Raw genomic sequence first — 23,355 nt, 5'->3', positions numbered from 1 at the left:
AAATATTGTTTCATCCATTTTTAGTATCCAGACTTTGTGGTAACATCTTTAAAAAAGGCAAAGCTTTGTTGTAATCTAAATCTTCATATTCTATACCTAATTGTCGTAGGTTGTGATAATACGTTTGATGTTGCTCGTAATAATTTCTTTCACTACATACGAACCAAGCCTTCTGTCCCAGTTTCTGTGCAATAAACCATTTTTCAAGCAAACGAGAAATTCTGCCATTTCCATCTTCAAAAGAATGTATTTTGGCTAAAACCAGATGCAGCATTGATGCGAAAAACAACACTTCCTCAAAACTTAATTCTGTTTGCAATAATGTTTCGATATCTGTAAATAGTTTCTGCATCTCGTCATTCACTTGGCTAGGTAAAGCCGCTACATATTCTATTTTTCCAGTTGTGGTAACTACAAACATATTTCCAGTTCTAAAACTGCCTTGTTGCTGGGGTTTTAAGATATGTTTAGTAAGTTGAGCATGGGCAGCTAAAAGGGTACTCTTATTGATTTTATTTTGTTTTGCAAATACATAAGCCTCATACAAATCATCTATTTTTTGTGTGTAATCTGGCTTAAAATGCGCCCCGAATCGCTTGTGTTTAATATATGAGTCAAGTTCAATAGGTTCGCCTTCTATTTTTGAAGAAAAAACGGCAGAAACCGAGGTGTAAAAGCTAAAAGTCTCTATGCTGAGTTCGCTGTCTTTTAATTGCTCAAACTTTTGTTTTAAAGTAATATCAAAGCCATTTTTGTAAGCGGCAAACAGGTTAGTAGGAATAATAAGCAAGTCTAGATTTTCCATAGCGATTGAGCTTGTTCAAATGTACAGCTTTATAGTTATTTAGCATCAATATCGCATAGTTGGCAGTTTTAAAAATTACAAACTGAAAACTATTTTCTATTCTTTTCCTCAATCCACAAGGACATATACTTGGTGCTTTGTAGCGTATGGTGCTTTAAAATTTCGCTAAAGAAGTTTTGCTGGCGATGATCTTTCAGACTTTTTTCAATATTGGTAATGCGTTCTAAAAATGGTGCTTCAAACTGATTTTTGGCATAAACCTGATTGATAATTTCGATACCATTATGCTGTGCTTGTTTCCACTTCTCTTCATCGCTGTAAAGTGTAGTGGTTTGGTCAACATAAGTTTCCAAATCATCACTGATAATTCCTGCCCACTCCAGTCCATTGGCCATCCCTTCGGCTCCAACTTTAGTGCTAGCAATTGGAGTTCCTGTTTGCATGGCATCAATAAACTTACCTTTAGCGCCAGCACCAAATAGGAGTGGAGCCAACAAAACCCGATGTTGAGCAACGGTTGTTCTGGCATTTTTGGCCCTGCCATAAACTAAAAATCTCTCTTTTGCATTGTGAAGCTGTGTTACTTTCTCTGTGGCGTAAGCGCCGTAAATATGCAAAGAGGCTTCGGGTAGTTTTTTCCTTAACAAAGGCCAAACCTTAGTTTTGAGGTGCTTTAAGGTTTGCCAATTGGGTTCGTGTAGGTAATTTCCAATAAAAACAAAGTCCTTTCTTTCTTCAAAAGCTTTAAAGTTTTGGCTTGATGTGATTGGTTCTTCTAAAAAAGGCAAATAATAAATTATGCTTTCATCGATGTTGAATTTTTGTAAAACCTCCATTTCAACCTGGGAAATTATTAACGATAAATCGCAGCGTAAAATAGAGGCCATTTCTCGTTTGGTAACATCGTTATTTAAATTTAAATCAGCACTTTGTTTAAGTGCTTGCTGCCTTGCATAACGCAGAAAATGCAAATCTTCGGTATCTAAAATCAATAGCGCATTTGGGCATTCTTGTTGCACTCGCCAACCGTATTGCTCCTCAATCATAAACCTATCAAAAACTACTGTAGAAGGATTTAAAATCTTTAACCATTCGTTAAAAGAACTGTCGTTAAGTTTAATTTCGTGTTCGGTAACTCCCAAACTTTCCAAATTAAAACTGAACTCGCTTTTACCTGCCGCCGAGGCAAAATGAACTTCATCGCCATTGGCTAAAAATAGTTTTACCAACTGTACAATTCTTGTTCCAGCTGCAGATGAGGTAGGCTCTGGCCAAACTAATCCAATAAATAAAACTTTTCTTTTTGCCATATTTTACAAAGTTGCAGTTTATTAGCCACAGATGCACAGATTTTGTTCCGTTAATGTTGTTAAACAATAAAACAATATTTTAAAACATCTGTGCATCTGTGGCTATTTTCTTAATTTTGTACCTTATGCTAGGACTGAAATTACTTACCGACCCGCGTTGGGCAAACATTGCCGAAGGAAATCTCGAAGAAATATTGACCGACCACGCTTGGTGCGAGCAAAAAGCGGCGAGTAATGCCATTACTTTAATTACGCAGAACTCCGAACATCAGGATTTAGTAGATGAACTTACGGCAATTGCTTTGGAAGAATTGGAACACTTTCAGATGGTCATCAATATCATTAAAGAACGTGGTTATACTTTAGGTAGAGAACGTAAGGATGATTATGTAGGGCAGTTGGTTAAGTTTAGCAAAAAAGATGGCAGCAGAAACCAGGCTTTTATAGACAGGCTGTTGTTTGCCGCTATGATTGAAGCCCGCAGTTGCGAACGTTTCCGGGTGTTATCGCAAAATATTAAGGACGAAGAACTAGCAAAATTCTATCATGATTTAATGGTTTCTGAAGCGACACATTATACCACTTTCTTAAATTTTGCCCGTAAATATACCATTGATGTAGATGTAGATAAGCGCTGGAAAGAATGGCTAGAATTTGAAGGGAATTTGATTAAAAGTTACGGTAAAAAACAAGCAATACACGGATGATGGGTTGCGTGTTGCCAGTTTTGGTTTATCGGTTTTAATTATCTAGCCTCGTAACACGTAACTTTTAACTCATAACTCCCTTTTGTGATAATTCACTAACCAAAGCACAATATCTTGGTAGCTTTTAATGCCTTTTCGTTGGTTGTTCAGTTTTAAGATTTTATCGAAGGTTTTACCCATATAAACCGACATAGCCCCGTTATATTTTGCCCAAAATTCTCGTTCTTTTTTAAAATTATCTAATATGCTTTCAGGGATTTTTTCAATGATGATATTGTAATCTTCTGGGTATTTCATTCTAATTTCAAACAAAACATACCTCAACATATTGTAATAGGCCGAATATTGAAATTGCTTATTTTTACTCTGAATGGCAGTGAGATAACCCACCAAGTTGGCTTCATCTTCCTTTGCTACACCTATTTGGTGCGCAATTTCGTGACAGGTAACAAAAGGTAGTACAAAATTAGGTAAACGCTGGTTAATGTTCGCCTCGCCAGAAAGCGGGTTGTAATAGCCTTCAATGCCTGTTTTGCTCACTAGCCAAGCACTTGTTACGGGTTTAACCGACATATACTTGTAGCGGAAAAAGGGTTGCTTTTCTGCTAATTGATTGTAGGCCGTAGCAGCAATATCTTCTAACTCATTTGTTGTGTAATTGAAATGAATACTATCTGCAGATTGACTTAACGAGCTTAGCTTTTGCAGAAAAAAGGAGCTCAATCTTAAAAGCTGCTCTTTTTGATAAGGTTGATTGCTGATTTGCAGTTGCTCGTTAATTCTAGGACGAGCGTAGTTTAAGCCCCATAGTAGTTTAAATGAAATGTAGATGATCAACACAAAGTTGATGCTTTTTAACCCGAATGAAGTGTAATCTTTTTTTGTCTTTTTTTGCCTACTGATGAAAAAGATGATGTTTTTGAGTATATAGATAACAAAAAGCGCATAAAGAAAATCGCCTATGGCAAATGGGAAAATAGATGAAATATAGCGTTGTAAAAATGAAGTAATTAAGTAAAAACCTCGACTGTAATAGTTTTCTACAGCTTGCGGGAAATAGCCGAAAATGAAAATTAAGGCAGCAAGGCTTATGTAGGTAAATGTAAGTTTCTTCTGCACTTATTTGTAATGCCCTTTTAATGATTGGATTTCTAAAATTACTACAGTCTCATTGTCATGAATTTCATAGATAATTCGATGCTCTTCATTTATACGTCGAGACCAAGAACCTGATAATTCATATTTAAGTGGGTCGGGTTTTCCAATTCCTGAAAATGGATTTTCTTGTATGGCTGTAATTAATTGTTCGATCTTCTTTTGAATTACTTTATTTCCAGATTTTTTCCAGAACATCAAGTCGTTAATAGCTTTAGGGGAGTAGATTACTTCCACAGGTCTTCGATTGCAATTTTAACACCTTTTCCATTTTTAATATCTTCTTTCGCTTGTAGTATTTCTTTCACGAAATTAGGATTGTAAAGGCTTTTTTCAGTAGTGAAGTCAATTTTTAATGCTTTAACGAAAGCTTTGATAGCTGCTAATTGCTCTTTGTTTTTAGGATGTATGATTAAAGTTTCCATTTTCGCTATCTTAAAATCAATACAAATATAATTAATTATCGGTCAAACGTTAAACGCTTACCCGTTTCATTTGTCATAAACTTGCCTTTTTGATAAGCCAAATTACCCGATACAAAAGTATGCGTAATACTAGCTCTAAAAGTTTCTCCATCAAAAGGCGACCAACCACATTTGTACAGTGTATTTAACGAGGTTACCTTCCAATCATCTTTCAAGTCTACCAAAACCAAATCTGCCCAGTAACCTTCTCTCACAAAACCACGTTCGCTTAAATTAAAACAAGTTGCTACGTTGTGCGATGCCTTTTCTACGATTTTTTCTAACGAGATTTTGCCTTGTAAGTGCATTTCTAGCAAAGCTGGTAAAGCATGCTGTACCAAAGGCCCGCCAGAAGGAGCTTGTGCATACGGCTGATTTTTCTCATCAATGGTGTGTGGGGCGTGGTCGGTAGCAATCACATCAATATGATCGTCTAGCAAACCTTGTAAAATGCCAGCTTGGTCTGCTGCGGTTTTTACTGCTGGGTTCCATTTAATAAAGTTCCCTTTTGTGGCGTAATCAGCATCGTTAAACCAAAGGTGATGTACGCAAGCTTCGGCGGTAATTCTTTTATCGGCTAATGCTAGTGCGTTATCAAATAAGGCCACTTCTTTTGCAGTAGAAATATGGAGGATATGCAGACGAGTATTGTAACGTTTGGCCAGTTCTACTGCCAATGATGACGATTTGTAGCAAGCCTCGGCACTTCTAATTAAAGGGTGCATATCTATCGTTAAATCATCGCCATATTTTTCTTTGTAAGCCGTTAAGTTATGACGGATGGTGGCTTCATCTTCGCAATGCGTAGCTACCAACATGGGCGCTTTACTGAAAATATTTTCCAATGTTTTCTCATTATCTACCAGCATATTCCCGGTAGAAGAACCCATGAAAACTTTAATGCCGCACACATTTTTGGCATCGGTTTTTAGCACTTCTTCTATATTATCATTGCTGGCACCCATATAAAACGAGTAGTTAGCCAACGATGTTTGTTGAGCAATGGCGTATTTATCGGCCAGTAAATCTTGTGTTAAGGTATTGGGAACGGTGTTGGGCATTTCCATAAAAGAAGTAATTCCACCTGCTACCGCGGCCATACTTTCCGAAAAAATATCAGCTTTGTGGGTTAAGCCAGGTTCGCGGAAATGCACTTGGTCGTCTATCATTCCGGGTAAAAGATGTAAGCCTTCTGCATTAATTTCTAAATCGGCTGGCGCATCAATTGTTGGTGCAATTTTTTCAATTCTTCCGTTTTTAATCAGTAAGTCTGAGGTGAAAATTTGCCCTTCGTTAACAATATTAGCTGCTTTAATCAAGATTGTGCTCATGTTGGTAAAGATAAAGATAGATTTGAGATTTGAGATATGAGATTTGAGATTTGCCGCGTTTTTGCACTGAATTTTGTAGAATAAACCTGATAGGAGCGGGCACGTAGCGGCAAACCTATGTGTTTGCCCGAAGTAAAGCGGATAGCAGGTCTTTCGCGGCCGATGAAATACTGAAACTGCTTTGCTCAAAATGAATTATTGTTTATTTTTTGTTACTGACGAAAGCTAGCTTCATTCAAAATTCAGTCATTAAAACCTGCAACTCGTATTTCATAAATCTAAAATCGTAAATTCGCAGCTATGCCAAAAAAATTCGATGAGTTTAAGCTCAACAGACAAATACTTAACGCAGTAGAAGAAGCGGGTTTTACCGAAGCTACGCCAATTCAAGAGAAGGCCATTGCGCCAGTTTTGTCGGGACAAGATTTGTTCGGTATTGCGCAAACGGGTACAGGTAAAACTGCCGCTTACGTATTGCCAATGCTCATGAAGTTAAAATTTGCGCAGGGCGAAAATCCTAGAGCTTTAATTTTAGTGCCTACAAGAGAATTGGCCCTGCAAATTGAAGAGCAGGTAAAGCTGTTTTCTAAATACACCGATTTAAGAACCGTGGTAATTTTCGGTGGTTTGGGTCCTAAAACGCAAAAGGAGCAAATTGCTAAAGGTGTAGATATTTTGGTAGCTACCCCAGGTCGTTTTTTAGATTTGTATTTGGCAGGCGATATCAATACACGTAGCCTACAGTTTTTGGTGCTAGACGAGGCCGATAAAATGATGGATATGGGCTTTATAGGTTCTATACACCGTATTTTGGAAGTGGTGCCTCGTAAACGCCAAAACCTACTTTTCTCGGCCACTATGAGCGATTTGGTGCATAAAATTGCCGGCGATTTCTTGAAAAACCCGCTAACCGTTGAGGTGGCTACACAGGCCACACCAGCCAAAACGGTAACCCAGCTGATGTACGCCGTGCCAAATTTCAAGACCAAAATCAATTTGTTGCAGCATTTGTTGAAAAACGATGAGGAATTTAAAAAACTGATCATTTTCTGTAAAACGAAGACAGTAGCAGATAACATCAATAGTTTTATTGCTAGAAGATTGGGAGAAGATGCGGTAAGGGTAATTCACGCTAATAAGGGGCAAAATACTCGTATCAATTCTATTAATAGTTTTAAAGAAGGAAATATTAGAGTATTGGTGGCTACAGATGTAGCTTCGAGAGGTATTGATGTAAGCGAAGTAAGCCATGTAATTAATTTTGATGTGCCTATAATTATTGAAGATTATGTACATAGAATTGGCAGAACCGGAAGGGCTTTTAACGAAGGAACAGCCATTACTTTTTATAACGAAGCAGAGCGATATTACATCGATAAAATAGAAAGGTTAATTAGACAACAAATTCCCGAAATGCAATTGCCAAGCGAAGTTTTTGTTGAAGAAACGCCCTATGAGGAAAAACAATTTATAGCAAGGGAAATTGATACCCAAAAGAGGAAAGAAAATCCCGACTTTAAAGGTGCTTTCCACGAAAAGAAAAAACAGTACCCTTCTACAAACAAAAAAGTTACAAAGGGAAACTACAAATCCAAACCTAAATCGCGAAGATAAATTGAAAGTAAAACTAACCCCCTTAAACATTGTATCTGCCCTTAGTATTATGGCTGTAGTTGGCCTAGTTGTCAATAAAAATTGGTTATTGGCTCCTGCTAACCAAGGGTTTAAAGGGCTGTTTATTGCCTTAGGTTTGTTAGTTTTTTTTGTATCGTTCCTTTGTGATCAAATTTTCAGAAAGTTTATTCCCACTTTGGCAAGACTTTGGCTTATGCAACTTATGGTTGTAATACTGGCTGTTGTTTTTGTCTTAGTGTTAAAAATAAGCGTGTTTGGTTAATACGTTTTAAACATTAAAAAAAAGATAAAAATGAAAAAAGCAGAAATAAAAATTACAGTAGAGTTGGATGAAAAAAATGTTCCAGAAAATATTCTTTGGGAATCAACAGACTCGGAGAATAAAGATCAGGTTGCTGCAAAATCAATGATGTTAGCACTTTGGGACCATAACTATAAAAATGCGATGAGAATAGATTTATGGACTAAAGATATGCCAGTAGACGAGATGAAACGTTTTTTTTATGAAACATTACAAACCATGGGCGATAGCTTTTTAAGAGCTACAGGAGAGAAGAACATAGTTGAAGATTTACGAGATTATTGCGCACATTTTGCAGATAAAATGGGTATCAATACCAAAGGATAGCCAAGTATGATATTTTTATGGGCCAGCCTGCATCTAAACGAATTTTTATAAACTTTGTGGTAAAGTTACTGCTAATTTTTGCGGTAATTGGTGGGGGCGTGGCCTTGTTGTATTATAATAAAGATAATACGGTTTATTTTAGGCAAACGCAACGGCAGGTGGCAGGCTTAATAGAATTAAATGGCGCATTGCAGAAAGCTAGTCATGCGTACCTTAATTTTGCAGATGGAGATACTACTCAGCTAGATAGCCTAAAAAAATATCAAAAGCTAATAACCCAAAGCAAAAAAGTGCTTGCCTCATTTGCCAATGCCAACGAAATTTACAACCACGAAGCGCTACAGATAACAAAGAACTTAGCCGAAGAAGAAAATTTCTACACCATACAGCTTGAACTGTCTGCTCAGGCACATGGTAATCTTACCCCTAAACCTGCATTTAGCCATAAAATAGGTTCTACTGCACCACTAATTATCCAATTGGTTAAACTGTTAAGAGATGATCTTAAAAGCCGAATTTCGCAGAACGATAGTTTTTATGAAAAGCTAGGATACTTGGTTATTGCCGTTGGAGGGCTGATCTTGATTATGGTAGTGGTGCTCTATAACCGGTCTCAAAGAGGATTGAGAAGACAGTTGTTGCATGATAAAGAAATTTACGAAGCTAAATTGAGCGCTCAAGCTGCAAATAATGCCAAAACAGAATATTTGGGAATGATTAGCCATGAAATTAGAACACCCATGAATGGTGTTTTGGGAATGTCTAATCTTTTATTGCAAGGTACTTTAAGTGCCGAGCAAAGAGAATATGCAAAAACCATTTCGAATAGTGCAGAGTCGCTACTTCGTATTGTAAATGATATTCTTGATTTTTCGAAAATTGAAGTTGGTAAAATACATTTAGATGCCACTTCGGTAAATATTAGAGCGCTCATTGCCGAAACTTTTGCCCAAAACCTGCCACCGTCTACACCACAGTTATCTATCAGTTTCAAGGTGGATAAAAATGTGCCAAATGCCATCTATTGCGATCCTAAACGGTTAAAGCAAGTACTGCTTAATTTTTTAAGCAATGCAGTAAAGTTTACCGAAAAAGGCCATATTATTTTAGAGTGTGCAGTAATAGATAAAGATGAGTTTGGCAAAATACGCCTTGGTTTTGTAACCAAAGATACCGGAATTGGCATTGCCGAAGACAGAATTAAACAGCTGTTTAAACCATTTGTACAAATAGACCAATCTACCATGCGCAAATATGGTGGCACAGGTTTAGGCCTTAACATTGCATATAACCTAATTACCATGATGGGAGGTAAGGTAAAAGTGAAAAGTGAAGTTGGTAAAGGTTCGGCATTTACTTTTTTTATTACTACCAACGAGGCCGTAGAGAAAAAGGCACCCAAATTACCTAAAGAAGAAAATAAATCAGTATTAGATGATAAACTTTCTAGCCACTATCCTTTTAAAATATTAGTGGTTGACGATAATGAGATTAATCTCATGCTCATCATTAAAACTTTGGGTAAACTGGGTTACGAGTGTAAAAAAGCTTCGAATGGGCAAATTGCTGTAGATATGGTTAAACAAGAACATTTTGACCTTATTTTTATGGATATGCAAATGCCAATTATGGACGGAACGGTAGCCACCACCGAAATTAGAAAGCACTATCGAGTGTATGAATTTCCAGTTGTGGTAGCCTTAACTGCAAATACCTTAGGCGATGGAAAAGATAAGTGCCTAGAAGCTGGTATGCAAGATTTTATTGCAAAGCCTTTTAAACCAGCAGAGATAGAAGAGGTCATTAGAAAGTGGGCTCCAAAAATTATCGAATACAAAAGCAAACATCAATCTAATTGATTAAGTTAGCGGCTTAAAAGAAGTAAAGATGCTAATTGTAAATAAGCCAATGGCCTTTATTGGGCTAATCTTAGTTTTTGTTGCCGGCTTTTGCCCAATACTACAAGTTAAAATTATTTTCGAATGGGTTAACTGGGGCTTGTACAAAACAGACGTTCGCCTTTTCCTAATTACTTACTCGCTTATTGCCATAATGGCGCTGTGTTATTTTATTAGACAGTTAAAAGCCTTTAGATTACTAACCAGGGTAATGTTTATTTGGGTTTTGCTAATGGCTACGGCAGTTTATTTTAAATCTACTCACTACTTTGGGATGAAAATAGCCGACAATTTATTGGGTAAGGCCATTCACTTCCAATGGGGATGGATCATTCTGCTTATTGGTGCCGTTTTGTTACTGTTCAGTGTTAAAAAAGAAAGATTAAACGCTTAAATTTTAAGCAGGTATTGGTAAAGTTTCTCGGTAGGTAAGCCCATTACATTGGTGTAAGAACCACTTAATCGCTCAACAACGGTTAAGCCAAACCAATCTTGTACGCCATAGCTGCCCGCTTTATCAAAAGGTTTAAAGTTATCAATGTAATAGTCGATTTCCTCCTCGTTTAACCGCCTACAAAATACTTCTGTTTGGTCGTAAAATGAAGTTATTTTGCCTTTGTAATTGATGCTGACGCCAGTATAAACCTCGTGTTTGTTGCCCGATAATTTCCTGAGCATTTGTTGTGCCTCAGTGTAATCTTTCGGTTTACCTAATATTTCGCCTTTAATGGCAACAATGGTATCAGCGGTAATAATAATTTGATCTGGATTGGCAATAAAGGCTTTTGCTTTTTTTTCGGCAATGTACACGGCAATTTCTGGAGCACTTAATGTTTCTGGGTAACTTTCATCTACATCTTTTAATTCTACAGTAAATTTTAAGCCCATTAAATTTAAGAGCTCTTGTCGTCTTGGAGATTTTGAAGCAAGTATAATTGGTGCGGTAAGCTTTAGCATATCAAATTTTTTCCAAAAATAACAAAAGCGACAAATAGCCGCTTCTATTATAGTCTTTTATTTGCTAATTAACGTGAGTTCGGGTTGAGTGTATTTACAATTCTTGAGAAATCCGCATTGAACGTATTTTTTTAGCTCGCCGCCGCTGGGCTCTTACTTTTTGACCGCAAAAAGTAACAAAAACTCTCGGTTGCTTATTTTTCTTTCAAAGAAAGTGCTTTGGCTTATTAGTGCGGCCCGAAAAATAAGAGACCGAAAATTAGCTGAACGAAGATTTGAAGCGCTATCGCTAGCAAATAGCATAATTTTCTTATCCCGAACTCACGTTAATTAGTTTCCGCCTTAGCGCTCTTAGCGCTCCTGACGCTCTTTCATTCTTTTTTCCATCTCAGCTTTTTGCTCATCAAGCATTGCTTTGTAGGTTTTTTTCTGATCTTCGGTTAATACACCGTTTACCTTGGTTTCTAATTCAGCTCTCATTTTCTGCATTTTTTCCATCATCGCTTTTCTATCGCCACCATCTTGAGCCTCTTCACGCATTTTCTTTTGGGCCTCAACTTGGTCGGTAAAAATTGCAGTTAGTTTTGTTTTTTGATCGTCAGATAGCTTCAGTTTCTCATCTAGCTGCTTCACTCTGGCTTCTGGGTTCATGCCCATACGTCCACCAGGGCCGCCACCTGGTCTTCCGCCACCTTGTTGTGCTTGTGCAAAAGCTACCATACCAAATAATAGCCCGCAAATCATCATTAATTTTTTCATTTTTTCTGTTCTAAGTTTTATGTTGTAATGTTTCTTGTTGGAGTAGAAAAACAAAACAAAGTTTAATCGATAGAAGAGAATAAATTGTTAAAAGATGTTAAGTTTTTTGATGTGATGATAACTAATGTAATAATTAGCTAATGTGATGATTGGATGATAAAGGTTTGTTGCCAACCAACCGCTAGATAAACAAACAACTAATTATTTGCTCGCTTCTGCGGCAGTGGGCGCATTTGTATACCAGTTGTGTTGCACTTTAAGTACTTTTTCTATCACATCCCTAACTGCGGTTTCGCCTCCTTTTTTCGGCGATACGTAATGACTGATCGCTTTAATTTCTTCCGAGGCATCGGCAGGGCAGGCGGCTATACCCACTAATTTCATAACTTCCAGATCAGGAATATCGTCTCCCATATACAATACCTGCGACGGAGAAATGTGGTGCTGAAGTATGTAGCTATGGTAAATTGAAGCCTTGTTTTCTACTGCTAAAAATACATCAGCTATGCCTAAATTTTCGAAGCGTTTATTTAGTGCTGAACCCCTACCCGCAGAAATAATACAAATTCGATAGCCATTTTTAGCCGCCAGCTGCATGGCATATCCATCTTTGGCATTAAATGATCTTAGAAGCTCTCCGCTATCCGAAGCAAACAATTTGCCATCGGTTAACACGCCATCAATATCAAACATGAAAGTGGTAATATTCTTAAGGTTTTGTAGCATACAATGTTTATTGCTTCACTTGTTCATTAGTTCAATTGTCAAATCGCTAATTAAACTAGCCACTGATACCTAATTCCTGGCAACTGTTTACTGATTATCTCTCCACTCGTAAACCCAAGCAGATTGAATTTGCTCTAAGTGACCTTCTGTACATTGCTCTCTCGTACCTGCAAAGTTTGGTAATGCTAATACCCATTCAATCAAATCGGTAAACCTAATTCTATAGATTTTTTGCTCATTAAAATCATCGCCAAATTTCTCGTAAAGCTCTAAGGCAATATCTTCAATGTCGTTCCAGTGAATTGGCAAGGCGAATTTATCGTTGTTCATTTATGGTAATTGCTAAATTGTTCTATTGTTAAATTGTTGACTAACTGTGTAGCTGTTTAATCGGTTAACTGATAACTGAAAACTGCCGACTGAAAACTGTCTAGTGTCCTAAAAATCCAGATTGATCTGGAATAGTAACTTCTATATCGCCGTTTAGAACTACGCACTGGCAAGCCAATCGAGAGGTGATTTTCGGTCTAACCGCTCTGTCTACAAAATCTTCTTCTTTTTCGGAGATTTCTTGGATGTTATCCATGCCTTTGGTTACATAAATATGGCAAATACTACAGCCACAAACACCACCGCAGTTGTGCTGTAATTTAATGCCATTATCTAACACCACGTCTAACACATCTTCGCCAGCAGCAATAGGTAATTCTACAGGCTCTTTCCCTTCTTCTTCGAAATTTATCTTTAGTTTAAAAATACTCATAATTTGATGCAAAAATAAGCAGCCAAAACTAAAAAACAGTATGATTTACCCTTTTTTAATCTGCTCGCTTAATAATTTATATATCGTTAACCATTCGGGATGCTTTTGTAGCATTTCCTCATGCTTATTTAATGTTTGCACATCATTTCTAATGGCGGGGCCAGTTTGTACGTTTACCGGTAAAGCGGTTTGTATTTTATTAGCAGTTTCGATAATTAACGGTTTAATAATGTTAAAATCTAACTGGTTTTGGGCTAATAACTGCTGTGCAATTCCATAAAGATAGTTGGGGAAATTACAGGCAAAAACGGCAGCCAAATGTAAAATTTTTCTTTGTTCGCTATCCACATCATAACAATGTCTGCTTAACAAGGCTGCCAACTTTTTTAGCTTTGCCAAGGCTGATGGGGTACTTGCTTCTAAACAGAGCGGAACAAGGCTAAAATCAATCTCTTTTTGCTTAGAAAAAGTTTGTAATGGATAGAAAACGCCATGGCTTTCTATACCGTTTAGTGCCGTTAGGCTTACCGAACCAGAAGTATGTGCTACTACGCCGCTGTAGCCATTTAACTTTTGTACAACGCTGCCAATGGCATCATCTTTAACCGAAATGAGTAAAATATCGCTTTCATCGGCTGCAATTTCTGTTAGTTCTTTTACTGCTTTTGCATTAACTAGTTGGGCTAGCTCTTCCGCATTTTCAAAACGGTTAGACCAAATACTTAAAACCTTCACATTAGCAGTTTTCAAAGCTTTGGCCAGGTGAGTAGCTACATTTCCCGAACCGATAATGGAAACTGTCATTACTCTGTTTTAAGCTCTTTTTTCCTTCTAAAGATAGAAATTAAGAAACCAATTACCATTACAATTGTTCCAATCCAATACAAATTGATGAAAGGAAATTCTATAGACTTAAATACTAACCAGTCTTTAGCTTGCTGCGGCTTCTCAAAAATCTGTAATTCGAACTTATCTTGATCTGGGATGATTTTTGTAAACCTTATTCTTAACCCAAGTTCATCAATTTTACGAGCAAAATCGAACGTATTGTTCCCTTTAATTAAAAACAAAGGCTCTGCATTGTAAATTTTGCCACTTACGTTAATTTCTAACGGCAAGCTTACTGCAATATCTTCTTTCTCAATCTTTAAGTCTTTAACTACGGGTTGTTTATTTAGCGATTTTACCGTAAGTACACCACTACTGGTGTGTACCGTATCGCCAACTTTTAAGGCAACAATGCGAGGAGCCTTATAATTCTCTTCTTCGGTATGCCCTTCGTGGTCGGCGTGTTCTTCTTTTTTCTGTGCCGCACTGGTAATGTGCGTATAGATATCCTTAAATAGGTAGTGTTTCGTATCTGGAGAGGCAATTAAGCCCATTCTTCCATTTTCTTGGATACTTGGGTCAACCGTAAAATCTTCTTTTACCTTTCCAGTTTCTTCATCAATTACCCTAAAATTAAGCTTATAATAAGTATTGGGCTGTATGGTGGTATCGCTCACATAAGTAACGGTGTATTTGCCCATTTTTTTAGGCTCGTTCTTATATAACATGATATTTTCGCCTGGTTTGGCTGCTTTTTCAAAATCCTTAACGGGAATGAAGTTGGTTTCGTTAATAGAAATTGGATTGCTTGTTGCTGCAGCCACCAAAGCACCAACTAATAAGATGGCAAAGCCGATGTGTGCAATAGCCGAACCTGCCAACTTGCTACCGCGTTTAGTGAAAATTCCAGTGAGCAGCCTTGCATTGGCCAATACAGAGAATATACAACTAAACGTAAGAATAATATACATTAGATTGGTGTATATGCCACTTACCCATGCAAACGCAGCGGTAATTACCAAGGCAAAAACAACAGAAGAGATTAAGCTACTATAGAATTTACGTGGATCGGTACGCTTGTATTTCAAGAATTGTGAGAAACCAGAAATTAACGCAATGAGCACTGCAAAAGGCGCTTGCCATTGGTTGTAAAATCTAATTGCATCTTTGATAGGTGCATAATTTGTTCCAAAAACCGCATTAAATACCGGAACAGAGGTAGCAAAAATAATGTGGATACAAGAAACGGTTACCACCAAAGCACCAATAAACATCCAAAACTCACGAGAATAGGTCTCTTCATCTTTATGCGTAATTGGTAGCTCTTTCCATCTCGATACCACTGCTAACACGGCAATGCCCAAGAATGTTGCGATGTAGAAAATCAACTGGCCAGACATTCCCAAATCGGTAAACGAGTGTACAGAAGTTTCGCCCAAAATGCCGCTTCTGGTTAAGAACGATGCGTAGAGCACTAAAATAAAACTTACCAAAATCAGCGCCATTGCTGTAAAATAAGCATGGCCAGTATTTTTATAGGCTATAATTACGTGTAAACCACCAATTAAGGTTAACCAAGGGATAATAGAAGCGTTTTCTACAGGATCCCAAGCCCAGAAACCACCAAAGTTAAGTGCTTCGTAAGCCCAAAAAGACCCCATAATGATACCCGTTCCTAAAATCATCACGGCGAATGATACCCATGGCAATACTGGTTTAACCCAATCTTTATAACGTTGTTGCCATAAAGCGGTAATGCCGTAAGCAAAAGGAACAATCATACTGGCAAATCCTAGAAATAAGGTTGGCGGGTGTATGACCATCCAATAATTTTGCAATAGCGGATTTAAACCTTTGCCATCTGTAATGAAACTTAGGTAATTTTTATAATTTTCGGGATCGGCAAATATGGGTGCCATTTCTTTTAAATTCACTGCATCTCTTAATAAGATAAAAGGAGATGAACCTATATGAATTCCAAAAAATTGAACTCCTAAAAGCATCGAGGTTAAACAGGTTTGTGAAAGCGCAACTATGGTCATTACACCATTTTCCCAAGATTTAGCTTTAGCGATTAATACAAGGCCCAAAACTGCCTGCCAAAATGCCCATAGCCAGAAACTACCTTCTTGCCCTTGCCAAAATGCAGAAACAATATAGTAAACGGGAAGTTCTTTAGACGAGTGCGAATAAACGTAGTTGTACTCGTTATAGTGGTTTAATATCAGATAGAATAAGGTTGTGCCAATACCGATGATACTGATGACGTTAAGGCCAAATCCAATTCTTCCTAATTTAGTCCAAGAACGGTCTGCTAAGTTTTTATTTTTAGTAGCAAAAAAATAGGCGATAGTAGAAAGTAACGATGCGCCAAACGAAAGTACGATGAAAAATTGGCCTATTTTGCCAGGAAGGAGGTTCTCTCCAATAAACTGAATATCCATTAAGATTTAGATTCTTTTGCGTATTTACTAGGCTGATTATCGCTCTCTTTAACAGTTCCGTCTTGATTAACTTCAACCATGTTGTCGTTATATTTAGATGGACACTTCATTAATATTTTAGAGGCATAGAAGGTGTTGTTTTCCATTTTGCCAATTAAAACCAATTTTTCCGAACGTTCAAAATCTTGTGGTTTAGAACCATTAAGTACCACCTTGTTTACTACGCCTTTTTCATCTTTCATAAAGAAAGCAAAATGGTTCGGGTCTTTTGCAGCATCGTAATACATGCCTTTACTTTTTTCCCAATGGCCCATCACGTGTTCTTCTTTTTGCGATTCAGCAGCTTCGTTGAAGTTAGAATAAGAATCGGTATCAGCGTTTAAGCTAACTAAAAAACCAATGCATAATGCAATTGTGATTAATCCGATAATGGCACTTTTTCTCATTAGTGTTTAATTTATTTTCAATTGTAATGAGGGCTATCATGATTTGTTTACCGATTTTTTGAATAGGTAAATCATGATGACCTCATGCGTACAGATTTTGGTGTGATTTAAAATATAGCACACAAAGATAGAAAAACATAAGAAGCTCAGCGATTTCGAAGGCTTCCAAATACATAACGTGACAATTAGTTGATAAACAAAAAAGCCCCGTAACATATAAATTACGGGGCTTTGTCTTATTTAGAAACAGTCTATGGCCAAACGCCTAAGTTCATGTAAGAAACGGCAATTTTATCAATCGAATTTACGAATGCTGCGGTTCTTAAAGTTTTAACTTCAGGTTTGTTCAACCATGTCTCTCTAATCTCACGGTAAGAGTGGATCATGGTGTCTTCCAAACCAGAGTTTACCAATTCTAACTCTGATGCGCCTTTAACAATCATCAATCGATTTTCTGCTGGGATAGTTTTTCCTGTTAAGCTTTCTAAAGTGTTGATCAGGTTGGCATTTGAATTTTCTGCATAACGATTTTCCATACGGCCAAAAGCTACGTGAGAAAGATTTTTTAACCACTCGAAGTAAGAAACAGTAACACCGCCTGCATTGCAATACATATCTGGAATGATCATGCCGCCCATTTCTGTGAAAATTTCTTCTGCTTCTGGCGTACAAGGTCCGTTAGCACCTTCGGCAATAATTTTTGCTTTAATGTTGCGGATGTTTTCGGCAGTAATTTGGTTTTCTAAAGCGGCAGGCACCAAGATATCGCAATCTTGTTCTAGACCTTCTTTAGAGTTCTTAAAATTTGTTGCGCCAGGGAAACCTAATAAAGAACCTGTATTTTTACGATGTGCAAAAACCTCATCAACGTTTAAGCCATTAGCGTTATAAATTGCGCCTTCAAATTCGCAAATACCTACAATGGTACCACCAAACTCGGTTATAAATTTAGCCGAGTGATAGCCTACGTTACCAAGACCCTGTACAATAACTCTTTTACCATCTAAGCCAGCAGTTAAGCCAAGTTTTTTCATATCATCAGCGTGGCTTACACACTCACGTACGGCATAAGCAACACCACGACCGGTAGCTTCTTTACGACCACGGATACCGTGTAAGGCAATTGGTTTACCTGTTACACAGCCCAACGCATCTAAAGAGCCTGGGTTCATGGTCATATAGGTATCGGCAATCCAGCTCATTTCACGTTCGCCAGATCCATAATCTGGAGCAGGAACATCAATGCCGGGACCAATAAAATTCTTTTTAATTAACTCTGTAGTATAACGACGGGTAATGGTTTCTAACTCGGCAACCGTGTAATTTTTAGGGTTGATACAGATCCCACCTTTAGCACCACCAAATGGTACATTTACGATAGCGCACTTATAAGTCATTAGCGCTGCAAGTGCCATCACTTCGTCTTCGTTTACCATATCGCTGTAACGAATGCCGCCTTTGGTAGGGCTCATGTGGTGCGAGTGCTCTACACGCCAAGCGTCTATTACTTCAAAGCCGTTTCCCCTGCGTATAGGGAACTGAAAACGGTATACACTGTTACATGCTTTAATTTGTGCCAACAAACCCTCAGGGTGTGAGGTGAATTTAGCGGCAGCGTCAAAGTTTTTACACACATCGGTGAAAAAACTTGTTTCATTTGCTGTACTAGCCATTTTTATAATTTTTGGTTTTATGCTTTTACGGCTGCAAAATTGCAGTAAAATAAACCACTCTGCCAAAAATAATTTTCTTAGTGTACGCTAAACACTATGCGTTTTTGGCTCGAAAGCCGTTCCTATTGCGTTTAAAATTAGTTTTTGTTAGCAGATTTTTTTTCTAACAATTTTAAACGTTTATCTAATGCAAAAAGATAAAATAGCAAGCCTGCCAAAATAATAACGATGCAAATCACTACAATGTAAATTTTTCCATCGGTACGTAGTTGGTCTGCCATCTCAATATCGTTGTTTTGAGCTAGCAAATTAAGTGAAGAGAAAAGTATGATTATTAAGGTTAATATTTTTTTCATCTGTCTGTTTATTGTTTTTATATGATGATGTTATTGTAAATTATACCAGCTAAAGTGCTTTTAAAATGAAACTATTGTATAGAATTAAAGCTCTTTATTCTCTAAAATTTTTGTTCTGAAACGAAGTGTGTAAACCCAATAGCCTATTAAAATCCAACCTAAGCAAGCCGGGTAAAATACCATTCGCATTCTGCTATCCAAGTCGTAGCTGTTAAAGCCGGGGTTGCCACCATTGCCAGGGTGGAGCGAGTCTTGCAAACGAGGCAGTACAAAAAGTAATACCACCATCATCGGGAAAGCGAAAATATTATAGATGGCTGCAATTTTGGCTCTTTTCTGTTCTTCGTCTATCGCATTGCGTAAAACAAAGTAGGCAAAGTAAAGTAATAGGGAAATTGCTGCAAAGTTTTGTTTAGGATCGAAACTCCAAAACTGCCCCCAAGTAAATTTGGCCCAAACTGCCCCAGTTACAATGCCAAGTATGCCAAAAATTACTCCTGCATTTGCACTTTCTACAGCTCTAATATCATCGGCTTCGCTTTGCGTGCTTAAAGACCTAACGCTGTACCATACAGAAATACTGAAAAGAACCACCATGGCAAACCACATAGGTACGTGGAAATACAGGTTCCTAATGGTTTCGTTTAAAATGGCCATTCTAGGCACATCTAACAATAATCCGGCAATTGCCGTGTACACTACTAAAACAGCGGCCAATATTTTCCACCAGGTTTTATGCATAAGTTTTTTGAATTTTGAATGATTAAGTTTTGAATGATTAAATAGCCTGTATAGTTTTTGAGTTAGATGGTTAGCAAATATTTCATCATTTACTCATTCAAAATTCAATCATTATTTTTTAATCTCGCCAAAGGTAAGGAAATAACAATAAAGCTACTGTCATTACTATTACATTTATCACAGCCAGTAGGCCAATTTCATCTAAGCTTACCGATCTATCCAAACCATCCATGGCATTTTTAGCAAACTTGATGAGTACGATAAGCACTGGAATGATAATAGGAAAGCTTAAAATGGCCATCAGCATACCTCCATTTCCGGTTTTAGAGGCAATGGCAGATACCATGGTAAAAATAGTAGAGAAACTTAAACTGCCCAGTACAGCCGCTAGCAAATACATTAGTATGTCGATGTCTTCATTTGGTTCAAAAACCAAGCTGTAAAATGCCAATGCAATTACGGTTAGTACAATCATCAACAGGCTATTGTATATGGTTTTGGCAATAATTAGCGCCGCCGGACTTACCAAGGTGTATATATATAACTGTCTGCCTTTGCTTTCTTGCAAAAAACTTTTGGCAATGGCATTAATTGATGCAAAAAGCATAATGATCCAAAAAAGTGCATTCCAAGTGATCTTATCAATAATTTGGAACGACATGTAGCATACAAATACGGTAGAAACTACGTAAAGTAAAACGCCATTGAGGGCATATTTAGAACGCCATTCTAAAATGATTTCTTTTTTAATTAAATGTTTTACTTGTTGGGCCAGTTGCATTTGCGCAAAGATACAATGATTTACGGTTTTAGATTTTAGAATTTAGATTTTGACAAGAATGTTGGAAATGTATTTACGTAAAGCTATAGATGTTACTATATGGTTTTTAATGTATTTTGTTGGTGTACAGTATCTTATTGATTTACTGAAATGGTTGTCTATATGCGTAAATTATTGTAACGTTGCTGTCTAATCAAACTAATCTAAATGAAAACTTATCTCAAAGGTAGGCTAGCGTTGCTATACGCTTTTTTATTAACTTATTTAGCACTTTCTTCGTTAGTACGTTTAATTCTTTTTGTTTGGGCAAAGCCAAACATTCCGTTTTCGATAATTGCAACTGCTAAAACTTTTGCTACTGGTTTGTTTTATGATTTTGGTACTGCTTTATTTTTTGGAGCTATTTATGCTGTTTATGTATGGCTTTTGCCCACCAAGTTAATTGGTACTTTGTTAGACCGAATTGTAACCATAACTATTTTTAGCCTAACCTTATTTGTTACCCTTTTTGCCTTTATGGCCGAGTTTACCTTTTGGGAAGAATTTAGCACTAGATTTAATTTTATAGCTGTAGATTATTTAATCTATACTTATGAAGTGGTAGAAAACATCAACGAGAGCTATCCCATTCCTTTAATTGTTATAGTGTTAGTGGTTGCGGTAATATCTGTGTTGTTTTTTTATAAGAAATTGGGTGTTTTAAGTAATGTTTTTGTAAGTAAACAGCATTTCTTAGCAAGAACAATTGGTGTTTTACCACTATTTGCTATATCGTTTATATATGTCTTTTTTGTGAAAAGTAAAGATGCAGAATGGAGTAATAACATTTATGAGAATGAGCTGAGTAAAAATGGGGTATATTCTTTTTTCGCTGCATTTAGATCTAACGAATTAGACTATAACACTTTTTATGCTACTTTGCCAGAAAAGCAAGCCTATCAAGTAATTAAAAAAGAATTGCTTCAGGCTAATGAAAATTATACTGTTAATGAGGTAGATAACATTAAAAGACACGTTGTTGGTACTGCCGCTAACCATCCAAACATTGTAATGGTGGTAATAGAAAGCTTTAGTGCCGATTTTTTGGCGAAGTTTGGGAACCAGCAAAATATTACACCTACGTATGATTCGTTAGCAAATGAAAGTATCTTTTTTAACAATATTTATGCAACAGGTACACGTACTGTACGAGGTATGGAAGCATTAACTTTATGTGTGCCGCCTACACCAGGTAACAGTATAGTGCGTAGACCTAATAACGAAAACATATTCTCTGTAGCAACAATACTAAAGAAAAAGAACTACGATTTGAAGTTTATTTATGGTGGCGATGGCTATTTTGATAACATGAACTCTTTTTTTGGTGGTCAAGGTTTTGATATTGTAGATAGGGATAGGGGAAATCCATTGTCTGATAATGTAAAACACATAGGTATACCATAAAAGATGAAGAAGTGGCTTTTGAGAATGCTTGGGGTATTTGCGATGAAGACCTTTATAAGCAGTCGTTAAAATATGCCGATGATTTGTATCGCAAAAAAAAGCCTTTCTTTCAATTTGTGATGACTACCTCAAATCACAAGCCCTTTACCTTTCCAGAGGGAAGGGTTGATTTTCCACAAGGAAGTAGAGAAGCTGCGGTAAAATACACGGATTATGCCTTGGGAGGATTTTTAAAGCAGGCAAAAAATAAACCGTGGTTTAATAACACCGTTTTTGTGGTGGTGGCAGACCATTGTGCCAGCAGTGCCGGCAAGTGGGAAATTAACATCGAAAAACATCGGATACCAGCCTTGATATTTAATTTAGGTGGAAAAAAAGAACAGCTTAACCAGCTTTGCTCGCAAATAGATTTAATGCCTACGCTTTTTGGTTACCTTGGTTGGAGCTATGATACGGAGCTTTATGGTAAAGATGTAAACAAGATGCAAGCGAGTGATGAACGAGCGCTAATTGGTAATTATCGTACCTTGGGATTGCTTAAAAATAAAGTATTTACCCAAATAGACGATAGAAAGAATATCAAGTTTTTTAAATGGAATGCTGACCAAAAAGGGATGTATACCTTGGATAATTATCAAAATGATAGTTTGAAAAATTTAACAATAGCATATTATCAAACGGCATCAGAACGGTTTAAAAATGGCAAAATGAAACAACATTAACTATTCGCTAGGTCTTCCCTTTGGGAAGGTTGAATGGGCTTTTAATGATTGTGGCCTGCTCCTGCATAAAAACCTATCAAAGCAACGCCTATACCCAGCAATACGGCTATCATTTTACGTTTGTTAATTTTATGGTCGGCGCTCGATTCGAAAAGTATGGTAGTAGAAATATGTAAAAATATACCAATTACAATGCCCATAATTTTGTTGAAGTAGGCTTCTACGCCTCCAATTGTACCATTGCTTAAACCTAAACTTACCCAATAGCCCAATGGTGCCATTATGGCAAATAAGATTAGATAACTTATGATGCCCGCTTTTTTAATGTGACTTTGCACCAAAATACTAGCTAAAGCAAAAGCAGCTGGAATATGGTGCAGTGCAATGCCGAAAATAAGCTCGTTATGTTGGTCTTTTGCTAAAGGCATTCCTTCTAAAAAGGCATGTAGGCATAAGCTAATCATAATGCCGTACGGAAATGAGTGACTATGCGAATGTTTATGGATGTGCCCGTGCTCTATGCCCTCAGAAAACTGTTCTAAGAAAATTTGCAATAAAAAACCAATGAGGATATAAATACCAATTTCATGGCTGTCTGACCCATGATAGGCATCAGGAATTAAATGTAAAACCGTAATGGCAAAAAGATAGGCGCCACTAAAAGATAGTATGAGTTTTAGTAACTTCGATTTATCATTTTTAACCAAAAAGATAGTTAAGCCACCTAAAAAAGCCGCAAAAAATAAAATCAAAAATTTCCAAAGTTCCATTAGTTGATATAAT

General features: G+C 37.0%; 27 protein-coding genes. 8 read left to right on the top strand and 19 right to left on the bottom strand.

Going from position 1 to position 23,355, the window contains the following annotated elements; translation table 11 throughout:
* Positions 1–10: 10 nt before the first annotated feature.
* Positions 11–805: a Fic family protein gene (locus tag OVA16_RS19175; protein WP_267762591.1), complete on the bottom strand. Its 795-nt coding sequence runs from the start codon at positions 803–805 to the stop codon at positions 11–13.
* A gap of 89 nt (positions 806–894) precedes the next feature.
* Positions 895–2,115, bottom strand: coding sequence for a glycosyltransferase (locus OVA16_RS19170; RefSeq protein WP_267762589.1), 1,221 nt, complete (start codon positions 2,113–2,115; stop codon positions 895–897).
* Positions 2,116–2,240: 125 nt separating this feature from the next.
* On the opposite strand from OVA16_RS19170, the gene OVA16_RS19165 reads away from it, so the two are divergent.
* Positions 2,241–2,822, top strand: coding sequence for a tRNA-(ms[2]io[6]A)-hydroxylase (locus tag OVA16_RS19165; protein ID WP_267762587.1), 582 nt, complete (start codon positions 2,241–2,243; stop codon positions 2,820–2,822).
* A 69-nt stretch (positions 2,823–2,891) separates the two neighbouring features.
* On the opposite strand, the gene OVA16_RS19160 is transcribed toward OVA16_RS19165, so the two are convergent.
* The 4 genes from OVA16_RS19160 to OVA16_RS19145 are packed head-to-tail and all read right to left on the bottom strand — an operon-like array spanning position 2,892 to position 5,772.
* Complete coding sequence (locus OVA16_RS19160) at positions 2,892–3,941, bottom strand: DUF3810 domain-containing protein (protein ID WP_267762585.1); 1,050 nt, start codon at positions 3,939–3,941, stop codon at positions 2,892–2,894.
* The gene (locus OVA16_RS19155; RefSeq protein WP_267762584.1) at positions 3,942–4,214 is read right to left on the bottom strand and encodes a Txe/YoeB family addiction module toxin; all 273 of its coding nucleotides are present in this window, start codon (positions 4,212–4,214) and stop codon (positions 3,942–3,944) included.
* Positions 4,205–4,402: a DUF2683 family protein gene (locus tag OVA16_RS19150; protein ID WP_267762582.1), complete on the bottom strand. Its 198-nt coding sequence runs from the start codon at positions 4,400–4,402 to the stop codon at positions 4,205–4,207. Before OVA16_RS19150 ends, OVA16_RS19155 begins: the two co-directional genes overlap by 10 nt.
* A gap of 35 nt (positions 4,403–4,437) precedes the next feature.
* Complete coding sequence (locus OVA16_RS19145) at positions 4,438–5,772, bottom strand: dihydroorotase (protein WP_267762580.1); 1,335 nt, start codon at positions 5,770–5,772, stop codon at positions 4,438–4,440.
* Between the two features lie 300 nt (positions 5,773–6,072).
* Here OVA16_RS19145 and OVA16_RS19140 point away from each other — a divergent pair, with 300 nt between their 5' ends.
* The 5 genes from OVA16_RS19140 to OVA16_RS19120 are packed head-to-tail and all read left to right on the top strand — an operon-like array spanning position 6,073 to position 10,327.
* Positions 6,073–7,386, top strand: a complete 1,314-nt coding sequence (locus OVA16_RS19140) for a DEAD/DEAH box helicase (RefSeq protein ID WP_267762578.1) — start codon at positions 6,073–6,075, stop codon at positions 7,384–7,386.
* A gap of 1 nt (position 7,387) precedes the next feature.
* Positions 7,388–7,669, top strand: coding sequence for a hypothetical protein (locus OVA16_RS19135; RefSeq protein WP_267762577.1), 282 nt, complete (start codon positions 7,388–7,390; stop codon positions 7,667–7,669).
* A 30-nt stretch (positions 7,670–7,699) separates the two neighbouring features.
* Positions 7,700–8,035, top strand: coding sequence for a gliding motility protein GldC (gldC, locus tag OVA16_RS19130; RefSeq protein WP_138730936.1), 336 nt, complete (start codon positions 7,700–7,702; stop codon positions 8,033–8,035).
* Between the two features lie 17 nt (positions 8,036–8,052).
* The gene (locus tag OVA16_RS19125) at positions 8,053–9,894 is read left to right on the top strand and encodes a response regulator (RefSeq protein WP_267762575.1); all 1,842 of its coding nucleotides are present in this window, start codon (positions 8,053–8,055) and stop codon (positions 9,892–9,894) included.
* A 28-nt stretch (positions 9,895–9,922) separates the two neighbouring features.
* Complete coding sequence (locus OVA16_RS19120; protein WP_267762574.1) at positions 9,923–10,327, top strand: hypothetical protein; 405 nt, start codon at positions 9,923–9,925, stop codon at positions 10,325–10,327.
* Here the strand turns inward: OVA16_RS19120 and OVA16_RS19115 are convergent.
* The 12 genes from OVA16_RS19115 to OVA16_RS19060 form a co-directional block, all read right to left on the bottom strand.
* The gene (locus OVA16_RS19115; RefSeq protein WP_267762573.1) at positions 10,324–10,890 is read right to left on the bottom strand and encodes a Maf family nucleotide pyrophosphatase; all 567 of its coding nucleotides are present in this window, start codon (positions 10,888–10,890) and stop codon (positions 10,324–10,326) included. The two genes, OVA16_RS19120 and OVA16_RS19115, sit on opposite strands and share 4 nt — an antisense overlap.
* A gap of 351 nt (positions 10,891–11,241) precedes the next feature.
* Positions 11,242–11,649 carry a hypothetical protein gene (locus OVA16_RS19110; RefSeq protein WP_267762571.1) on the bottom strand — a complete coding sequence of 136 codons (408 nt, stop codon included), beginning with the start codon at positions 11,647–11,649 and terminating at the stop codon, positions 11,242–11,244.
* Positions 11,650–11,850: 201 nt separating this feature from the next.
* Positions 11,851–12,375 (bottom strand): KdsC family phosphatase, encoded by a 525-nt coding sequence (locus OVA16_RS19105; RefSeq protein ID WP_267762569.1) that lies wholly within the window; start codon positions 12,373–12,375, stop codon positions 11,851–11,853.
* A gap of 87 nt (positions 12,376–12,462) precedes the next feature.
* The gene (iscX, locus tag OVA16_RS19100; RefSeq protein ID WP_138731269.1) at positions 12,463–12,705 is read right to left on the bottom strand and encodes a Fe-S cluster assembly protein IscX; all 243 of its coding nucleotides are present in this window, start codon (positions 12,703–12,705) and stop codon (positions 12,463–12,465) included.
* 100 nt (positions 12,706–12,805) lie between these two features.
* Positions 12,806–13,138 (bottom strand): 2Fe-2S iron-sulfur cluster-binding protein, encoded by a 333-nt coding sequence (locus tag OVA16_RS19095; protein WP_267762568.1) that lies wholly within the window; start codon positions 13,136–13,138, stop codon positions 12,806–12,808.
* A 45-nt stretch (positions 13,139–13,183) separates the two neighbouring features.
* Complete coding sequence (locus OVA16_RS19090; protein ID WP_267762566.1) at positions 13,184–13,942, bottom strand: Rossmann-like and DUF2520 domain-containing protein; 759 nt, start codon at positions 13,940–13,942, stop codon at positions 13,184–13,186.
* Positions 13,942–16,410, bottom strand: a complete 2,469-nt coding sequence (gene ccsA, locus OVA16_RS19085) for a cytochrome c biogenesis protein CcsA (protein ID WP_267762565.1) — start codon at positions 16,408–16,410, stop codon at positions 13,942–13,944. Before ccsA (OVA16_RS19085) ends, OVA16_RS19090 begins: the two co-directional genes overlap by 1 nt.
* The gene (locus OVA16_RS19080) at positions 16,410–16,856 is read right to left on the bottom strand and encodes a cytochrome c maturation protein CcmE (RefSeq protein WP_267762564.1); all 447 of its coding nucleotides are present in this window, start codon (positions 16,854–16,856) and stop codon (positions 16,410–16,412) included. Before OVA16_RS19080 ends, ccsA (OVA16_RS19085) begins: the two co-directional genes overlap by 1 nt.
* Before the next feature lie 251 nt (positions 16,857–17,107).
* A complete protein-coding gene (locus tag OVA16_RS19075; protein WP_267762563.1) occupies positions 17,108–18,529 on the bottom strand; it encodes a Glu/Leu/Phe/Val family dehydrogenase in 1,422 nt (473 codons plus the stop codon).
* Between the two features lie 137 nt (positions 18,530–18,666).
* Positions 18,667–18,885, bottom strand: coding sequence for a CcmD family protein (locus tag OVA16_RS19070; protein ID WP_267762562.1), 219 nt, complete (start codon positions 18,883–18,885; stop codon positions 18,667–18,669).
* An 84-nt stretch (positions 18,886–18,969) separates the two neighbouring features.
* Positions 18,970–19,626 (bottom strand): cytochrome c biogenesis protein CcsA, encoded by a 657-nt coding sequence (gene ccsA / locus OVA16_RS19065; RefSeq protein ID WP_324288455.1) that lies wholly within the window; start codon positions 19,624–19,626, stop codon positions 18,970–18,972.
* A gap of 118 nt (positions 19,627–19,744) precedes the next feature.
* On the bottom strand, positions 19,745–20,407 hold the full coding sequence (locus tag OVA16_RS19060) for a heme exporter protein CcmB (protein ID WP_267762560.1): 663 nt from the start codon (positions 20,405–20,407) through the stop codon (positions 19,745–19,747).
* Between the two features lie 207 nt (positions 20,408–20,614).
* On the opposite strand from OVA16_RS19060, the gene OVA16_RS19055 reads away from it, so the two are divergent.
* Both OVA16_RS19055 and OVA16_RS19050 read left to right on the top strand, forming a co-directional pair.
* Entirely contained in the window at positions 20,615–21,850 is a 1,236-nt protein-coding gene (locus tag OVA16_RS19055; protein WP_267762558.1) for an LTA synthase family protein, read from the top strand.
* Positions 21,851–21,861: 11 nt separating this feature from the next.
* Entirely contained in the window at positions 21,862–22,572 is a 711-nt protein-coding gene (locus OVA16_RS19050; RefSeq protein WP_267762557.1) for an LTA synthase family protein, read from the top strand.
* 41 nt (positions 22,573–22,613) lie between these two features.
* Here the strand turns inward: OVA16_RS19050 and OVA16_RS19045 are convergent, their stop codons facing one another.
* On the bottom strand, positions 22,614–23,342 hold the full coding sequence (locus OVA16_RS19045) for a ZIP family metal transporter (protein WP_267762556.1): 729 nt from the start codon (positions 23,340–23,342) through the stop codon (positions 22,614–22,616).
* Between the last annotated feature and the right edge of the window lie 13 nt (positions 23,343–23,355).

The organism is Pedobacter sp. SL55, assembly GCF_026625705.1.
In the GTDB taxonomy this organism is placed as follows: Bacteria; Bacteroidota; Bacteroidia; order Sphingobacteriales; family Sphingobacteriaceae; genus Pedobacter.
Note: the sequence above shows the minus strand (reverse complement) of the source record. Positions and strands in the feature narration are given on the sequence as shown.

Excerpts from the sequence above, each read along its gene's own strand:
- OVA16_RS19175 (WP_267762591.1), bottom strand. The coding sequence starts at position 805 with ATGGAAAATCTAGACTTGCTTATTATTCCTACTAACCTGTTTGCCGCT.
- OVA16_RS19170 (WP_267762589.1), bottom strand. The coding sequence starts at position 2,115 with ATGGCAAAAAGAAAAGTTTTATTTATTGGATTAGTTTGGCCAGAGCCT.
- OVA16_RS19165 (WP_267762587.1), top strand. The coding sequence starts at position 2,241 with ATGCTAGGACTGAAATTACTTACCGACCCGCGTTGGGCAAACATTGCC.
- OVA16_RS19150 (WP_267762582.1), bottom strand. The coding sequence starts at position 4,402 with ATGGAAACTTTAATCATACATCCTAAAAACAAAGAGCAATTAGCAGCT.
- OVA16_RS19145 (WP_267762580.1), bottom strand. The coding sequence starts at position 5,772 with ATGAGCACAATCTTGATTAAAGCAGCTAATATTGTTAACGAAGGGCAA.
- OVA16_RS19140 (WP_267762578.1), top strand. The coding sequence starts at position 6,073 with ATGCCAAAAAAATTCGATGAGTTTAAGCTCAACAGACAAATACTTAAC.
- gldC (WP_138730936.1), top strand. The coding sequence starts at position 7,700 with ATGAAAAAAGCAGAAATAAAAATTACAGTAGAGTTGGATGAAAAAAAT.
- OVA16_RS19125 (WP_267762575.1), top strand. The coding sequence starts at position 8,053 with ATGGGCCAGCCTGCATCTAAACGAATTTTTATAAACTTTGTGGTAAAG.
- OVA16_RS19120 (WP_267762574.1), top strand. The coding sequence starts at position 9,923 with ATGCTAATTGTAAATAAGCCAATGGCCTTTATTGGGCTAATCTTAGTT.
- OVA16_RS19115 (WP_267762573.1), bottom strand. The coding sequence starts at position 10,890 with ATGCTAAAGCTTACCGCACCAATTATACTTGCTTCAAAATCTCCAAGA.
- OVA16_RS19110 (WP_267762571.1), bottom strand. The coding sequence starts at position 11,649 with ATGAAAAAATTAATGATGATTTGCGGGCTATTATTTGGTATGGTAGCT.
- OVA16_RS19105 (WP_267762569.1), bottom strand. The coding sequence starts at position 12,375 with ATGCTACAAAACCTTAAGAATATTACCACTTTCATGTTTGATATTGAT.
- iscX (WP_138731269.1), bottom strand. The coding sequence starts at position 12,705 with ATGAACAACGATAAATTCGCCTTGCCAATTCACTGGAACGACATTGAA.
- OVA16_RS19095 (WP_267762568.1), bottom strand. The coding sequence starts at position 13,138 with ATGAGTATTTTTAAACTAAAGATAAATTTCGAAGAAGAAGGGAAAGAG.
- OVA16_RS19090 (WP_267762566.1), bottom strand. The coding sequence starts at position 13,942 with ATGACAGTTTCCATTATCGGTTCGGGAAATGTAGCTACTCACCTGGCC.
- ccsA (WP_267762565.1), bottom strand. The coding sequence starts at position 16,410 with ATGGATATTCAGTTTATTGGAGAGAACCTCCTTCCTGGCAAAATAGGC.
- OVA16_RS19080 (WP_267762564.1), bottom strand. The coding sequence starts at position 16,856 with ATGAGAAAAAGTGCCATTATCGGATTAATCACAATTGCATTATGCATT.
- OVA16_RS19075 (WP_267762563.1), bottom strand. The coding sequence starts at position 18,529 with ATGGCTAGTACAGCAAATGAAACAAGTTTTTTCACCGATGTGTGTAAA.
- OVA16_RS19070 (WP_267762562.1), bottom strand. The coding sequence starts at position 18,885 with ATGAAAAAAATATTAACCTTAATAATCATACTTTTCTCTTCACTTAAT.
- ccsA (WP_324288455.1), bottom strand. The coding sequence starts at position 19,626 with ATGCATAAAACCTGGTGGAAAATATTGGCCGCTGTTTTAGTAGTGTAC.
- OVA16_RS19060 (WP_267762560.1), bottom strand. The coding sequence starts at position 20,407 with ATGCAACTGGCCCAACAAGTAAAACATTTAATTAAAAAAGAAATCATT.
- OVA16_RS19055 (WP_267762558.1), top strand. The coding sequence starts at position 20,615 with ATGAAAACTTATCTCAAAGGTAGGCTAGCGTTGCTATACGCTTTTTTA.
- OVA16_RS19045 (WP_267762556.1), bottom strand. The coding sequence starts at position 23,342 with ATGGAACTTTGGAAATTTTTGATTTTATTTTTTGCGGCTTTTTTAGGT.